The 15,553-nt window shown below is 74.1% G+C and carries 12 protein-coding genes; 4 read left to right on the top strand and 8 right to left on the bottom strand.

The window, feature by feature from the left end; translation table 11 throughout:
• Nucleotides 1-25: 25 nt before the first annotated feature.
• The 8 genes from ACGF15_RS13825 to ACGF15_RS13790 all read right to left on the bottom strand — a co-directional run bounded on the left by ACGF15_RS13825 (nucleotide 26) and on the right by ACGF15_RS13790 (nucleotide 10,599).
• Nucleotides 26-1,273: an alpha/beta fold hydrolase gene (locus tag ACGF15_RS13825; RefSeq protein WP_345611944.1), complete on the bottom strand. Its 1,248-nt coding sequence runs from the start codon at nucleotides 1,271-1,273 to the stop codon at nucleotides 26-28.
• Complete coding sequence (locus ACGF15_RS13820; RefSeq protein WP_345611946.1) at nucleotides 1,254-2,198, bottom strand: chlorinating enzyme; 945 nt, start codon at nucleotides 2,196-2,198, stop codon at nucleotides 1,254-1,256. The genes ACGF15_RS13825 and ACGF15_RS13820 overlap by 20 nt, the downstream gene beginning before the upstream one ends.
• A complete protein-coding gene (locus ACGF15_RS13815; protein WP_392798735.1) occupies nucleotides 2,195-4,123 on the bottom strand; it encodes an amino acid adenylation domain-containing protein in 1,929 nt (642 codons plus the stop codon). Before ACGF15_RS13815 ends, ACGF15_RS13820 begins: the two co-directional genes overlap by 4 nt.
• A gap of 28 nt (nucleotides 4,124-4,151) precedes the next feature.
• Nucleotides 4,152-5,081, bottom strand: a complete 930-nt coding sequence (locus ACGF15_RS13810; RefSeq protein WP_345611954.1) for a DUF6039 family protein — start codon at nucleotides 5,079-5,081, stop codon at nucleotides 4,152-4,154.
• Between the two features lie 192 nt (nucleotides 5,082-5,273).
• Entirely contained in the window at nucleotides 5,274-7,613 is a 2,340-nt protein-coding gene (gene fabD, locus ACGF15_RS13805) for an ACP S-malonyltransferase (protein WP_392798732.1), read from the bottom strand.
• A gap of 33 nt (nucleotides 7,614-7,646) precedes the next feature.
• Entirely contained in the window at nucleotides 7,647-8,480 is an 834-nt protein-coding gene (locus ACGF15_RS13800; RefSeq protein WP_392798729.1) for an enoyl-CoA hydratase-related protein, read from the bottom strand.
• Nucleotides 8,471-9,706 carry a hydroxymethylglutaryl-CoA synthase gene (locus ACGF15_RS13795; RefSeq protein WP_345611963.1) on the bottom strand — a complete coding sequence of 412 codons (1,236 nt, stop codon included), beginning with the start codon at nucleotides 9,704-9,706 and terminating at the stop codon, nucleotides 8,471-8,473. Before ACGF15_RS13795 ends, ACGF15_RS13800 begins: the two co-directional genes overlap by 10 nt.
• The gene (locus ACGF15_RS13790) at nucleotides 9,703-10,599 is read right to left on the bottom strand and encodes a DUF6039 family protein (protein WP_345611965.1); all 897 of its coding nucleotides are present in this window, start codon (nucleotides 10,597-10,599) and stop codon (nucleotides 9,703-9,705) included. The genes ACGF15_RS13795 and ACGF15_RS13790 overlap by 4 nt, the downstream gene beginning before the upstream one ends.
• 294 nt (nucleotides 10,600-10,893) lie before the next feature.
• Here ACGF15_RS13790 and ACGF15_RS13785 point away from each other — a divergent pair, with 294 nt between their 5' ends.
• From ACGF15_RS13785 to ACGF15_RS13770, 4 genes are all read left to right on the top strand, one after another.
• Nucleotides 10,894-11,652, top strand: a complete 759-nt coding sequence (locus ACGF15_RS13785) for a methyltransferase domain-containing protein (protein WP_345611968.1) — start codon at nucleotides 10,894-10,896, stop codon at nucleotides 11,650-11,652.
• A gap of 19 nt (nucleotides 11,653-11,671) precedes the next feature.
• Nucleotides 11,672-13,408, top strand: coding sequence for an AMP-binding protein (locus ACGF15_RS13780; protein WP_345611969.1), 1,737 nt, complete (start codon nucleotides 11,672-11,674; stop codon nucleotides 13,406-13,408).
• A 54-nt stretch (nucleotides 13,409-13,462) separates the two neighbouring features.
• The gene (locus ACGF15_RS13775) at nucleotides 13,463-14,971 is read left to right on the top strand and encodes an MFS transporter (RefSeq protein ID WP_345611971.1); all 1,509 of its coding nucleotides are present in this window, start codon (nucleotides 13,463-13,465) and stop codon (nucleotides 14,969-14,971) included.
• 434 nt (nucleotides 14,972-15,405) lie between these two features.
• Nucleotides 15,406-15,537: a hypothetical protein gene (locus ACGF15_RS13770; protein ID WP_345611973.1), complete on the top strand. Its 132-nt coding sequence runs from the start codon at nucleotides 15,406-15,408 to the stop codon at nucleotides 15,535-15,537.
• The last annotated feature ends 16 nt before the right edge of the window (nucleotides 15,538-15,553 follow it).

Below are 15,553 nucleotides of genomic sequence, written 5' to 3'. Positions count from 1 at the left end.
GCCTTCTCCGGTGGTGACGTCGACGTCAGGGGGCGAGGCCGGAAGGACCGGAAAGAAACGCCTCGGCGCGTGCCAGCAGCTCCGGGGCTCCCCGGAAGACCGAGATGTGGTCGCCGTGCGGGCGGGTCCAGGTGGTCGCGCCCGGCAGGGCCCGGGCCACCTCGGCGGATCCTCCGGGATGGGCCGTGGTGTCGTCGCCGCTGGTGACGACCAGCGCCGGTGCGGTGACCCGTGGCAGCAGCGGGCGCAGATCGGTGTCCATCACCGCGCCGTTGAGCACCGAGTAGCGCACGAACAGCCCGGTGTCCGCGTAGGGGTAGAGGGCCAGCGGCGCGATGTCCGCCGGCACGCTGCCGCGCATCGCGTTCAGCAGGCCCTGGTGGATGAGCCCCGCCGACGCGGGATCGGCGCGGGCCATGCCCATCAGCGCCTGGAGGTTGCGCTGGTGGTCGGTCTTCGGGCCGTCGGGGCCGAGTTCGAGGTCCCCGTGCCAGAGGCTGAGGGAGCTCACCCGCCGCGGATGGCGGGCCGCCGCGGCCAGGGCGAGGGCCGCTCCGCCGCACAGCCCCATCACATGGGCGTCCGCGAGCCCGGCCTCGTCCATGGCGGTGATCAGGTCGTCCGCCTGGGCGTCGAGGCCGGTGTGCCCCGGGAAGGGCTCCGTGAAGCCTCCGGGGTCTCCCGGGTCCCCGAAGAGGCCACGGGTCTCGACGGTCAGCACCCGGTGGCGGGCGGCGAGTCCGCGCAGCCAGAACGCGGCCAGCCGGGCCGGCATCCCGGGTGCGGAGGCCAGCACGACCGGTGGTCCGCCGGGCGCGTCCGGCCCGGTGGTGTGGATCCGCAGCGGGGTGCCGTCCGGCGCCTTGACCGTGCGCGGGGGCGCGGCCCGCCCGATGTCGCGGGCGGCCGCCGCGTCCACGGCCCCGTCGGTGAGCCCGCCCTCCGCCGCGGTGGACCCGGGTTCCGGTGGCGGCCCGGCCAGCTTCAGCCGCGCGGCGGCGACCTGGGCGAAGGTCTCCGCGCCCGGCGCGCGGCCGCCCGCCGCCGGGGTGCCCACCGCGATCGGCGGGACCCCCAGCCGCCGGGTCACCCGCTCCAGCGCGGCGGCGTCCGGCAGGCCGTCGCCGGGCGGCACGCTCAGCGGGGCGGGCAGCGCCTGCAGCAGCGGGGCGAGGTCCAGGACCGCTTCCACCAGCCGGGCCGCGTAGGGGGCCGTCCGCGGTGCGGCCCGGTGGTCCGCCGTCCCGGGGCCCTCAGCCGCGGGGGAAGACATGGCCGCGGGTGGTCCGGTCGGTCAGGGTGTTGTGGCCGTAGCGGTCCTCGCCGGAGACCAGCACGGCGCCGTAGCGGTCCAGGGTGACCCGGCCGCCGTACTCCTCGATGGCCTCGGTGCCCGGGTAGACGCGCACCGAGGTGGGCACGTAGCGCGAGGCGAAGCCGAGCCGCATCGGGAGGTCGCCGCCCTGGTGGGGGTGGGAGGCGTGCATCAGCGTGGACCAGAACATGATGGCCTGCCCCGGGCGCATCACCATCGACTCCGCGCGGCTCTCGTCCGGCACGAAGTCCGGGTCCTTCTGCAGGTCGCGGTAGTCGTAGCCGAAGAAGCCGCGGCGCACCCCGTCCTTGACGGTGTGGTTGATGCCGTCCGGCCGGTAGTGCATCCGCCGGGTCTCGTCGTAGTTCATCCGCTCGTGGGTGCCGGGGATGAACTGCAGGCAGCCGTTCTCGACGGTGGCCTCGGTGAACGCCGTCCACACCGTGATGGTCCCGCCGAACTCCTTGAGCTCCTCGGGCCACACGATCTGCGGCGTCCCGGAGGCGTTGGCGAAGGTGTCGGCCTGGTGCCAGTCGGTGCCCTCGTCGCCGGGGTACTTGGGGAAGAACTCGGTCCGCCAGCACAGTGTGTCGAGGCCGAGCACGCTGGTCACCCGGTCGACGATCTGGGGCCGGCAGACGTGGTCGGCGAGGAACGGCGAGTCCAGATGCCGGTCGTAGTTGGAGATGTTGGTGTTGCCGGACGAGGCCGCCTCGTCGCCGTAGACCGCCATCGAACGGTCCATCAGGGCGAGGCGCTCGCGCTTCCACAGCCGGGTCATCTCGTCGGGCTCGTAGACCTGGAACGGCCCGAAGTAGCCCTGTTCGCGGAAGGTGTGGAGCTGCTCGGCCGAGAGCGCGTGGAGACGTTCCGGTGTGGTCATGCTGTTCCCCTCGGATGAGTGGCCGCCGGTTCGGCGGGATGCGGGGCACGGGCGCTCGCCGGACCTCCGGGAGGGGCGGCGTCCGCTCCCCCGTCGGCGCTCCGGCTGTCGGTCACGCAGTCCGCGAGCCGGGCGATGGTGGCCTCGCCGTCCAGCTCGGCGCCGGTGAGCCGGACGCCGAAGTGCTCGTTGACGCGGGCCAGCACCCGCACGAAGGCGAGCGAGGTGGCGCCGGCCTGGAAGAGGTCGGCGTGCGGTCCCGGCGGGGCGGGGTGGGCGAGTATCTCCGCGACGATCTTGGCGACCTCCGGGAGCGGGCCGGAGCCGTCGGGGAGGGCCCCGGCGGCGACGCCCGGCCCGGTGTCCCCCGAGTCCCCGGCGACCAGCAGCGCGCGCAGGGCGGACCGGTCCGCCTTGCCCTGTGCGGTGAGCGGCAGGGAGGGGACGAGGCGGTACCGGGCGGGCCGCAGATGGGCGGGGAGGCGGGCGGCCGCCAGCGCGCTCAGCTCCCCGGCGAGGTCCCCGGGGCCGGCGGAGCCGGGGGCCGGCGTGACGCACGCGGCGAGCCGCAGATCGCCGCCGCCCGCGTCGTAGTCCAGCACCACGGCGTCGGTGACGCCGGGGTGCTCCCGCAGGCACGCCTCGATCTCGCCGGGCTCGATCCGGAAGCCGCGCACCTTGATCTGGTCGTCCAGCCTCCCCAGATAGCGCAGCTCCCCGGTGGCCGCCTCGCGTACCGCGCGGTCGCCGGTGCGGTAGCAGCGCAGCTCCGGTGCGCCGGGCAGCGCGGTGAAGCGCTCGGCGGTCAGCTCCGGGCGGCCGAGGTAGCCCCGGGTGACGCCGTCCCCGCTGACCCAGATCTCCCCCGGGGTGCCGTCGGGCACCTCGGCACCGTCGGCGTCCAGCAGGTGCACCCGCAGGTCCGGCAGCGGCTCCCCGATGGGGCTCGGCCCGGAGCCCTCCACGTCGGCCCGGGTGAGCCGCCGGTAGGTGACGTGCACGCAGGTCTCGGTGATGCCGTACATGTTGACGAGACGGGGCCGGTCGTCGCCGTGGCGCGCCGTCCAGGCGTCCAGGGTGCGCGGGTCGAGCCGCTCGCCGCCGAAGACCAGCAGCCGCAGCGCGGGGAGCGCGTCGCCGCCCGGCCCGGAGCCGGCGACGGCGGCGTCGAGCTGGCGGAAGGCCGACGGGGTCTGGTTGAGCACCGTGACGCCCTCGTCGCGCAGCAGCCGCAGCAGCCCGTCCGAGGTGCGGGCGAGTCCCGAGGGGACGATGACCAGCCGGCCGCCGTGCAGCAGGGCGCCCCAGAGCTCCCAGACCGAGAAGTCGAAGCTCATGGAGTGGAACAGCGCCCAGACGTCGTCGGGGCCGAACGAGAACCACCGGCGGCTGGACGTGAACAGCCGCACCACCTGGCGGTGTTCCACCAGGACGCCCTTGGGGCGGCCGGTGGAACCGGAGGTGTGGATGACATAGGCGAGGTCGCTGTCCCGCACCGCGGGCGGCCGCGTCTCCGGGGCCGGAGCGCCGGGGGCGCCCCCCGGCGCGGTGATCGGCACCCGGCGGGGGCCGTCGGCGGGCAGCGCGGCGGCCGCCCGGTCCGAGGCGGCCACCACCGTCGGCCGGGTGTCCTCCAGCAGCGAGGACAGCCGGGAGGCGGGGTAGTCGGGGTCCAGCGGCACATAGGCGGCCCCGGCCAGGAGGATGCCGAGGACGCCGGTCACCTGCTCCAGGCCGCGCGGCGCGCACAGCCCGACCAGGTCACCGGGGGCCACTCCGGCGCCGGCCAGCCGTCCGGCCAGGTCACGGGCCCGGGCGTCGAGTTCCGCGTAGGTCAGCCGCCCCTCCGGCGCCGTGACCGCGACCCGGTCGGGGGCCTCCCGGACGCGCTCGGCGAAGATCTCGTGCAGACAGCTGCCCTTCATGGGCACCTCCTGGGGAAGCGGCGGTACGTCAGCCGCCGGCGGGTGTGTCCGTCGCGTACAGGCCCCAGTGGTGCGGGGTCAGCGCGGTGTCCTGAAAGCTCCCCTGGACGAACATCCGGGCCCAGGTACCGGGGCCCTTCTCCGGGCTGCGCTCCCGGAAGAAGATCTCCCGCACGCTCTCGTCGCGCACATGCAGCTGGAGCAGCCGCTGGTACGTGCCCAGCGAACGCAGATGGATGAGCCAGTGGATACGGTCCATCGGACCGAAGGCGTCCTCGTAGAGGAGGACCGTCGCCTCGCCCGCCAGGTTGTCGTTGATGGCCGTCGCCGCCTCGCGGGCGAACTCACGTGCCTCGGAGCGGAAGTCGTAGACGATCTGCGCGGTGCGGTGCAGCACGATGCCCGCGTTCGCCGAGTGCAGCAGCAGGTCGTCGGGCTGCTCGGTCTGGTGGCGGGCGGGCGGCAGCCGCACCTCGGCGGTGTCGTTCTCGAAGACCTCGGTACGCCGCTCCCGGTCGTCGTCGACGCGCGTGCCGTACATGCCCCAGAACTGCGGCAGCAGCACGGTCTCGCGCAGGGAGCCGTCCACGAACATCCCGGCCCAGCCGCCGCCGCGCCCGGCGGGAATCCAGTCCCGGCCGAAGAGGGCGCGGTACTCCTCGTCCTCGGTGCCCATCCGGACAAGCGACTCGTAGTCGTCCATCGAATGGAGATGGATCAGCCAGTGCACCATGTCCTTCGTGCCGAAAGTCTCCTCGTAGACGAAGACGCTGGCGACGCCCGGCTGGGTGCGGGTGATGTAGTCGGCGGTGGCGCGCGCGAATTTCCTGGATTCCGAGTGGTATTCCCCTCGCACCTGGGCCGTGCGCTCCACGATCATTCCGGAGTTCGCCGAGTGGAGCAGCTTCTCCGCCGGGACGGAACTCTGGTGGAGGGCCGGTGGAATCACTGTACTCATGAGATCCCTTGCTGGTCAGTGGCTCATCCGGCGATGTTCCGCTGGAACTTTCCGGGTGCGCGGCACGCGGTATCCATACTCATTTCCGTGCGGTTTCCGGAGCGTACGGAACCGGGCCCCAACGGGAGCGTGATCGCCTTCTGTCATCCGGATTCATGGGCGAGACTAACCTTTGCGCGGAATGATGCCTGCTCACTCTTGAGCACGCTTCACCGTCCTCAGATAGCCGTCGGCAATCTCCGCGGCTCCGGTCATCAGCCGGTCCGCGACCTCGTCCACATGGCGCCGCCGCCAGTCCTGCAGCGGGGTGCCGGCGACGAAGGCGTTGAAGGCGCCCATCGCGGGCCCGCAGTGGATCTGGTAGTTGACGCGCCCGCCGGGGTCACCGCGCAGCGCCAGCCGGGTGGAGCGCACGAAGTACCAGCGGAAGACCAGCGCCATGCGCAGCCGCGGGCTGGCCTCCGCACGGGCCAGCTCGCCGGGGTCGGTGCGGGCCAGGTACTCCCTGGTCTCCTGCCACACCTCGGCCACCGGGCGGCCGAAGCACTGGGACTCCAGCGAGGCGAGGGTGCCGGCGTCCAGCTCGTCCAGCGAGCCGTGGCGGCGGTAGAGCTCGTACAGCCTGGCCGCACGCCCCGGGAACAGCGTGCCCCGGCGCATCACCTGCACCCGTGCGCCGAGTTCGAACATGTCGCCCGCCGGGGCGTACGCGGTGTCCTGCACGCCCGCCCCGGCGAGCATCTCCTTGACCGCGTCGGAGGTCCCGGCCTGCGGGGTGCACTGGTTGACGGAGCCGGTGACCGCGAAGTCGGCGCCCAGCAGGAAGACCGCGGCGATCGCCTCGGGCGTGCCCAGTCCGCCGGCGGCACCGACCCGTACCGGCGGGGTCGCGCCGTCGGCCGCCGCCCGCCGCAGCCGGGCGATGGCCGGGAACAGGGCCAGCGCGGTACCCGCGTCCGTGTGCCCCCCGGAGTCGGACTCCACGCACAGCTCCGTGCTGACCGGCACCGCCCGCGCGATGTCCGCCTCCTGCTCCGTCAGCGCGCCGTCGGCCACCAGCTTCCCGATCAGCGGCGCCGGGGCCGGCGCGGCGAAGAGCGCGGCGACCTCGGGGCGGGAGACCTTGGCCAGCACCCGGCGCCCGGGGACGGGCCGGCCCTGGCGGTCGCGGCGCGCGCCCCGGAAGCGGGCCCGCAGCAGGGCGGGCGTCAGCTGGGTGAATCCGGCGGCCTCGACGAACGGCACGTCGTACCGCAGCAGCAGATCGGTGACCGCCGCCTCCCGGCGCGGGTCGCCCGGGGTGTGCAGCAGGTTGACGCCGAACCGCCGCCCGGGGCCGGAGCGGTCGGCGAGCGTGCGCAGTGCCTCCTCGATCCGGTCCGGGCCCAGACCGCCCGACCCGAAGAAGCCCAGCAGCCCGGCCCGTCCCATGCGCAGCACCAGCTCGACGGAGGAGATGCCCTGGTACATGGAACCGGCGAGATAGGCGTACCGCAGCCCGTAGTCCCGCCGGAAGCCGGCCGACCCCAGGTCCTCGGCCCGTACGGCCTCCGGCCCCGCCCCCGTCCCGGCCCCGGCCCCGGCCGGGGCGGGGGCGGGGGCGGGGGCGGGGGCCGGAGCGGGCGCGGCACCCGGGGCGGGCCCCGTACGAGAGGCGGGCACGGCACCCGGGGCGGGCGCGGCGGGCCGCCGCCGCGCCCGCCACAGACCGGTCAGCACCGTGCCCGGCCCCAGCTCTGCCGGTTCCTCCACCCCCCGGGCCCGCAGCTCGTCCATGGTCTCCGCCCAGCGCACCGGCTCCCGGATCTGGCGGGCCAGCAGCGCGGCGACATCCGGGCCGTAGGGCCGCGCCGTGGCGTTGGCGATCACCGGGACGCGCGGCTCCCGGAGCGTGACGTCCTCCAGGAAGACGGCGAACTCCTCCGCCGCGTCGCGCATATAGCGCGAGTGGAAGGGCGCGCTCACCTGCAGCGGCAGGCAGCGCACCCGGCGCCCCCCGCCCTCCTGCCGCAGCCACGCGGCCACCCTGTCCAGTTCGTGCGGCGGCCCGGCCAGCACCACCTGCTCGGGCGAGTTGAGGTTGGCGATGTCCACCCCGCCGGCCCCGCACGCGCGCAGGGCCGCCGCCGTCTCCTCGGGGCCGAGGCCGACCACCGCCGCCATCCCGCCCGGCACGCCGCGGGCCATCAGCTCACCGCGCCGCCGCACCAGCCGCACGCCGGTGGCGAAGTCGAAGCTGCCGGCCGCGAAGAGCGCGGCGTACTCGCCCAGGCTGTGCCCGGCCAGCACGCCGGGCGCCTCACGCCCCTCGTCCCGGGCCGCCAGCACCTGCAGCGCCTCCACGACGAAGAGCGCCGGCTGCGCGTAGCGGGTGTCCCTGAGCCGTTCCTCCGGGCCCTCCAGGCAGAGTTCCGCCACGGAGAACCCCAGCAGCCCGTCGGCCTCGCGCACCCGCTCGGGGTAGCGGTCCAGGACCTCCCGGCCCATCCCCCGCCGCTGCGCTCCCTGTCCGGGAAAGATCCAGGCGTGCACCGCCGTCCCCCTTCTTCTCGTCGGTCCGTGCCGCTACGTACCGGTGGCCCGGGGCGGGGACGCCGGTGGCGCGCCCGGGCCGGCGACGAAGCCCCTGATCCGCTGCCGCACCCGGGGGTCGGACATGAGCGTGACGAACTCGTCGACGGCCAGGCGCTCGGTGTCCTCGCCGCCGGTCCCCAGCCGCCGCGCGTAGTCCTTGAGCGCGGCGACGGTGGCGGGGTCGACGCGGGAGGCGCGGAACTGCAGCCGCCGCAGCACGTCCCCCGGGTCGTCCAGGACCTCGTCGACCAGCCGGCATGCCGCGGCCTGCCGGGCGGTGACCGGGAGGGTGCTCAGCGCCATGGCGTACGCCGGCTGGAAGCCGGTACGCCGGATCAGGAACGGCAGCACCGAGCAGGGCAGCAGGCCCCACAGCGCCTCCGGCAGGCTGAACCGGCTGCGCTCGGTGGCGTACACCAGGTCGCTCGCCGCCACGAGACCCACGCCGCCGCCGACCACCTGGCCGTCGACGTGGGAGACCACCATCCGGCCCAGCCGGGTGAGGCGGTCCAGCAGGCGGTAGTACGCCTCGGCTCCGGCGCGGAGATCCGGCCCGGTGCCGTCCTCCTGACCGGACCCCGCGGCATCGTCGAGGTCCATCCCGGTGCAGAAGTAGCCGTCGGAGCCCTCCAGGACGACCAGGCGGCAGTCCTCCGTCCGCTCCGCGAGGTCGAGAGCGGCGCCCAGCTCCTGAAGGGTCCCCGGAGTGAGGGAGTTGCGCCGGTCCGGCCGTGCCAGGGTCACGGTGAGCCGGGCGCCCCGGTACCCGACGCGGACGTCACGGCACGGGCGGCCGACCGCCTCCTCCAGACCGCCTAGGTCCACCGGTACCTCCGGTGGAAGTCGCGGATCTCCTCCAGGACCAGCAGGCCCCGCCCGGCGAACCGGTCCCGGTAGATGCCGGGGAACTCCTCCGGGTCGAACCTCTCGTTCCGCACCCCGCACATGCGGCGGGCGGCGCCGTCCGCGACGGGCTCGTACTCCTCCATGGTCAGCGGATGCCGCTCCGCGATGGCCCCGGGCAGGTCCCGCGCGGCGACGCGCTCGCCCGCGGACGCGGTCAGCACCCCGCTGTAGAACTCGGAGGCGCAGCCGGACCCGTAGGAGAACAGGCCGATGCGGCGGGGCCCGGCATGCGGCCCGTCGCTGTCGACGGCCGAGCACAGTGCGAGGTAGAGCGCCGCCGAGTAGACGTTCCCGACCTGGGTGCAGTACGTGAGCGACGGTGCGGTGCGGCGCTCGAAGTCCGCCTCGGTCTCCTCCGGGGACACGCCCTTGATCCTGCGCAGCAGGGTGCGGTGGGCGCTCTTGACCATGCCCGCGAAGGGAGTGTGCAGCACCAGCCGTTCGAAGGTGTCCACCAGGTCGGTGCCCGGCACCCGCTCCGCGTAGTGGCGGTAGCTCTGCTCCAGGCAGGTGATGTAGGAGAGCAGCGACAGGTCGGAGTCCCCCGCCTCCATCTCGGGGCGGGGGCGCAGCGTGTCCATCACCTCGTAGCTGTGGAAGCCGGCGGCCCCCCGGTCCAGCCGGAGGACGCGGGCGTCGCGCGAGACGATCATCGCCACGGCACCCGCGCCCTGGGAGGGTTCCCAGTAGGTGTCGCGGGCGGCGGCCCCGGCCGCGTCGGCGGCCACCACCAGGGCCAGGGCGGCCGGGTCCGGGCTCTGCTCCAGCAGCCCGACGGCGGTGCGCAGCGCGGCCGTACCGCCGTAGCAGGCGTGCTTGACCTCGAAGGAGCGGCAGGCCCGGCCGAGCCCGAGCAGATCGTGCACATAGGTGCTGATCGGCTTGCCGAAGTCCAGCCCCGACTCGGTGCCGACCACGACGAGTTCGATGCGGTTCCGTTCGTCCTCGCCGAGTTCGTCGATCAGCGGCCGGGCGGCGTTGACGGCGTTGCTCACGGCGTCCTCGAAGGGCAGGTTGACGGACTTCTGCCGCATCAGCAGATTGCCGAAGCGGCGCATGTCCAGCCCGCGCGCCTCGAACAGGGTCCGCACGTCGAGCGACGCCCGGCCCACATAGGCGTTGATCGCGTCGATGCCCAGCGTCATCCGGAGACCGCCGGGGCCGGATGGTGCGGCACCAGCACGGTGTCGTTGAGGGTGCCGTCCAGGAACATCGCACCCCAGGGCACGCCGCCCTCCCGGACCTCCATGCCGGTGAGCTCGCGCAGCAGCGGGTCACGGGCCTCCAGCTCGGTGATCCTCCGGTAGTCGTCGAGCGAGCGGAGATGGACGAACCAGTGCAGCCGGTCCTGCGTACCCCACTGCTCCTCGTAGAGGAAGGCGCTGACCCGGTCGCGCAGCTTCTCGTTGAGCCGGCCGATCCAGTCGAATCCCAGCTTGCGCGCCACCTTGCGGTACTCGAAGCGGACCTGCCCGGTGCGGTGGATCACGACCCCGGCGTTCGCGCTGTGCAGCAGGGCGTCGTCCGGCTGGTCCGTCTGGTGCCGCGCGGGCACGGCGAACAGGCCCTCCAGGTCGTGGTCGTCACCGTCGGCGTGGGTGAAGCCGTGCTGCGGCACGATCACCCTCTCCTGGAAGGACCCCTGCACGAACATCCGCTCCCAGTTGCCGCCCCCGCGCTCCGGCATGCGGTCCCCCGACGCGACCTGCTGGAACTCGGCGTTGTGATCGACCATCTCCAGCAGGCGGGCGTAGTCGTTCGGGGCCCGCATGTGGATGAGCCAGTGCAGCCGGTCGCGCACCCCGAACAACTCCTCGTACAGCAGGGTCGTCGCATACGGGTGCAGGGCCTTGTTGGTGAAGAACTGGAGGTCCCGGGCGAAGGAGCGGGCCTCGGCCCGGTAGGGGTAGCAGACCTGCCCGACCCGGTGGATGACCAGCCCGGCATTGCCGGTGTGCAGCAGCTCCTCCGGCGGGTGGGCGACCTGCTCGGCGGCGGGCGGGCCGAAGGACCCCGGCGCCTGTTCCGTCTCTTCCATCTCGCTGCCCTTTCGAAGAGGGTGTCCGCGGGGGAGTGGGCGAGGAAGCTTCCGAAGCGTCGTCCGCGGGGCCGTGAGACGGCGCGGCGGGGCGGTTGGGCTCCCCCTCCCGCCCGGCGGTCCGCCCCCCGCCCCCGGCGGGCTGACGCCGCGCCACGCTATGGCGCCAACTCCGATGGCTCTGCTCAAAGTTGGGCACCGACCAGGGCCCCTGGCTCATACAATCCGTCGACGGACCGCCACAAGGCGTGCCGCGCGGCAGCGCGCGGCCGACGAACGAGAGGCATCCACACCATGAGCCGCGTCACCCTGGAGTCCTTGTCCTACGACAAGGCCGCCGACGAGTACGACGCCTACCACGGCGGTCTGGAGCGTGGCCGGAAGGCGGCCGAGGACCTGTCGCCGCACCTGCTGCCGGGACCCGTCCTCGACATCGGCCTGGGCACCGCCCTGGTGGACGTCGGCCTGCGGGATCTGGGCCACCCCGTGCTCGGTGTGGACATCGCCCCCGAGATGGTGTCCCGGGCGCACGACAGGCTCGGCGACCGGGTGGCGCTCGGAGACGCCACCGCGCTGCCCTTCGCCTCCGCCTCGCTCCCCAACATCGTGATGGTCCATGTGCTGCACGTCGTGGACGACATGGAGCGGGTGCTGACCGAAGTGGCCCGGGTCCTGCAGCCCGGCGGCCGGCTGGTGACGGTGCACGGCGTGCCCGTCGCCGAGCCCGACGACATGGTCGGCGCGGAGGCTCCGCTCAACGTCCTCAAGCCCGAGGTCCCGGACACGCCCGAGCGGCTGGCGGAGTCCGCCGAGCGCTGCGGACTGCGGGTGGTCAAGGAGGCCGCGGCGGCCCCCTACGAGATCACCCTCACGCCGAACCAGTACGCCGACTCGATCGCCGGCCGCGTCTGGTCGTACCTCAAGGACGTCGACGACGCCACATGGCAGCGGCTCGTGGAGCCGGTCGTCGCGGACCTGCGGGCGCTCCCCGACCCGGACCGGGAGCGGCAGCAGACCTGGCGGGTGCCGCTGTCCGTGCTCTCCCACCGCTGAGCGGGGGGAGAGCGAGACCATGACCGTCCCCGGACCGCGTCAGGCGGCCTTACCACCGTCCTCCTTCACCGAGTTGCTGCGCGACCGCGCCGAACTCACCCCCGACCGCCCGGCGATCATCGTGGACGGCGTCGCGGAGCTCACCTTCGCCGACTGGGACCGGCGCGCCGACGCGGCCGCCCACCGGCTGCGCGCCTTCGAACCGGCCCGGCTGCGCCGGGTGGCGCTGCTCTTCGGCGGCGACGCCTGGGCGGACTTCGCGGTCGCCTACCACGCGGTACAGCGGGTGGGCGCCACCGCCATCCACCTCAACGACCGCATGCCGGGCGAGGAGATCGCACGACGGCTGGTGCAGTGCGGGGCCAACGGCATCCTGCACGCGGACGGACTGCGGCCCCCGGAGGGCTTCACCGGATGGACCGCGCCGCTCGGCTCCCTCGAAGGCGCCGCGGACGACGCCCCGGCGCGCCCCGACGCCGCCAGGCCGCCCGTGCGGCCGGACGCCATCGCGGACATCCTCTACTCCTCCGGCACCACCGGCCCCGCCAAGGCGGTCACCGTCACCCACGCCAACATGATGCACGGCCGGGCCCGTCCCACCATCGACGCCCTCGGCTCCTCGGAGCACCTGCTGTCCGCGATGCCCCTGGGCACCTCCTCCAGCCAGGGCACGATCTCGCTTCCGCTGCTGTCCGACAGCGTGCTGGTCGCCGCCTCGCTGAGCGACGAGCCCGACCGGATCGCCGAACTCGCCGCCCGGTACCGGGTCGGCTCGCTGATGATCACCCCGGCCACGGCACGGGCCCTGGTCCTCGCACGGGTCCATGAGCGCCACGACCTGTCCGGGGTCACCACGGTCACCAGCGCCTCGGCGGTCTTCCCGGCCGCGGTGGCCCGGCGGCTGCTGGCGATGCTGCCCGGCGCGAGCCTGGCGACCGCCTACACCTCCATCGAGGCGTCCCCGGCCGTGGTCCTCAACGTCTTCGACCCCGGCCACCCGCTGTGCGCGGGCTTCCCGGCCCCCGGCACCGACGTGGTGATCACCGACGAGCGGCAGCAGCCCCTGCCCACCGGCGAGGTCGGTGAGATCTGGCTGGGAACGGACGCCCCCCAGCGGCGCTACCTGGACACCCTGCTGGACCGCCAGGCGCACGTCGGGCGCTGGACGCGGATGGGTGACCTGGGCAGCCTCGACGACCAGGGCCGGCTGCACTTCTTCGACCGTGCCGCCGACGCCGTCCGCTCGGACGGCCGGCTGGTCTCCACGGTCCAGGTGGAGTCCGTCCTCTACGACCACCCCGAGGTGCGGGAGGCGGCGGTCATCGGGCTTCCGCACCCCGGGTCCGGGGAGGAGACCACCGCCGTGGTGGTGCTCTCCTCGGCCGCCGTGCTGCCCGAGGTCCAGGACTTCGCCAAGAGCCGTCTGGAGCCGCACCAGATACCGGGGCGCTACCTGGTGACCGACGCCCTCCCCCGCAGCTTCCTGGGGAAGGTCCTCAAGCGGGAGCTGCGGCGCATCCACACCACGCCGTCCCCGCGCTCCCACCACGAAGCCGCCGACCGCCACGCCGCCGAACCGGAGGAACCCGCCGTGCCCCTCGACCCGGAACTGCTCGATGTCCTCGGCTGCCCCGAACACCCCGACGCCGGACTGCGCCATGACGCGGACCACTCGGCCCTCACCTGCGCCGACTGCGGTCGGCGGTATCCCGTCCTGCGGGGCATACCGGTGCTGCTGCCGGGCGCCGGCGAGTAGCCCGACACCGTTCGCACGGCCCGGCCCTGACGTCCCCTCGACTGGAGCTTCCCCGTGACCACCTCTCCCCCTCATCAGGAAGGCCCCGAGGCCCGCGCCGAGGAGGGCACGCCGAAGCCGGCCGGGCCCGTCCGGCCGGTGCTGCTCGTCGTGCTCCTCTGCCTGGCGGACCTGATGGTCGTGCTGGATGTCACGATCGTGAACGTCGCGCTGCCCTCGATGAAGCGCGACCTCGGACTCTCCCAGACCGATCTGCAGTGGGTGGTCAACGCCTACGCGCTGATCTTCGGCTGCTTCCTGCTGCTGGCGGGACGGCTGGGAGACATCTTCGGGCGCCGTCGGCTCTTCCTCGCCGGCGTGGTCCTCTTCGGCGCCGCGTCGATGCTCAGCGGACTGGCGGACGACGCCGCGACGCTCATCGTCGGCCGCGGCCTGCAGGGCCTGGGCGGTGCCGTCATCGCACCGACCGGACTGTCCATCATCAACACGGAGTTCCGCCACGACACGGCCGGGCGCACCAAGGCGGTCGCGGCCTGGGGCACGATCGCCGCGGGCGGCAGCGCGCTCGGGCTGCTGCTCGGCGGCGTCCTCACCACCACCATCTCCTGGCACTGGATCTTCTTCATCAACGTGCCCGTGGCCGCCGCCGTGCTGCTGTGCGCGCGGGCCGTCCCCGAGTCCCGGGACGAGGCGTCCGACCGGACGGTCGACTACGCCGGTGCCCTGACCGTCACCGCCGGTCTGCTGCTGCTGGTCCTCGCCCTGGGGCACGGCGCGTCCTGGGGCTGGACCTCGGGCCGGACCCTCGGCACGCTGGCCGCCGCCGTGCTGCTGCTGGCGGCCTTCCTGGTGATCTCCTCCCGGGTGCGCCGACCGCTGGTGCGGCTCGGCATCTTCCGCATCCGCTCGCTGGCCGTGGCCGACGGCGTCCTGCTGCTGCTGTCCTCCGGCATCTTCACCATGTTCTTCTTCTCCACCCTCTACCTCCAGGACGTGCTCGGCTACACGCCCATCAAGGCCGGCCTGACCTTCCTCCCGGCCGCGATCGGCGTGATGATCGGCGCCACCATCGCCCAGCCGGTGGTCGGCCGCCTCGGCCCGGTCACCGTGGGCTCGGCCGGCCTGCTGCTGGCCGGCGGCGGCATGCTCTACCTCTCCCGCCTCCCGGAGGGCGGCGACTACGCCACCGACCTGCTCCCCGGGCTCCTCCTCCAGGCGATCGGACTGGGCCTGGCCTTCGTGCCCGTGACCCTGCTCGCCACCTCCGGTGTGCCGGAGTCCGACGCCGGTCTCGCCTCCGGCCTCTACCAGACCGTCCAGGAGATCGGCGGCGCGATCGGCCTGGCCGCCATGTCGGCGCTCGCCGTGTGGCGCACCGGGCAGGAGATGACCGGCTCCGGCGCCGGCCCCGACGTCTCGGCGCAGGTCGCCGGCTTCCGCCTGGCCTTCCTGGCCGGCTCCCTGGTCATGGTGGCCGGCGCCGTCCTCTTCGCCGCACTGCTGCGCAAGCGCCATGTGGACCCGGTCATGGCCGACGTGGCCGCCAACGGCCCGGCGGTCTGACCCTCACCCGACGGGCCCCGGCCGGACTCTCCCGGCCGGGGCCCGTCGCGCTGCGACGGCGTCCCCCGGCGCGCGCGCCGGCCCCGAAGCGGTGCCCGAGGCCCCCGCAGACGGCTCCCGGCTCGTCGCCGGCGGTCGCGGCGCGAAGCGGCCCGGGGCGGCGGGATCGACCAGCGGCATCCGGCCGGCATGCCGGAGCCACCGGGTGCCCGTCGCCGGCGCCGCCCCGCCGACGAGGGGCCGCCCCCGGGCGGCCGGCCCCGCGCCGACCCCGCCGGGCACGACCTCCGCGAGCGCGCCGGGACGCTCCCGTCACCTCGTCGGCATGCTCCCGTCGCGCTCGTCGGCATGCCCGGGACCGGGACCCGGCGGCCGCCCTCACGGGCGACGGACCACGTGATCGTGAAGTGCTCAAGGTTGGGCAGAACCGGGCCGTGACGCAGAACACAATGCACCTCAACGCCACGTTTCGAGGGGAGGTGACCCGCATGAAGAAGCTCGTCGTCCGCCGCCTGGAGACCGTCAAGACCAGCGCCGCGACCTCCTGCTCGGTCGTCGTCGCCTGACGACGACCGGCGGAAG

Origin of the sequence: Streptomyces sp. NPDC048001 (assembly GCF_043203115.1) — a bacterium.
Classification (GTDB): domain Bacteria; phylum Actinomycetota; class Actinomycetes; order Streptomycetales; family Streptomycetaceae; genus Streptomyces; species Streptomyces sanyensis.
Note: the sequence above shows the minus strand (reverse complement) of the source record. Positions and strands in the feature narration are given on the sequence as shown.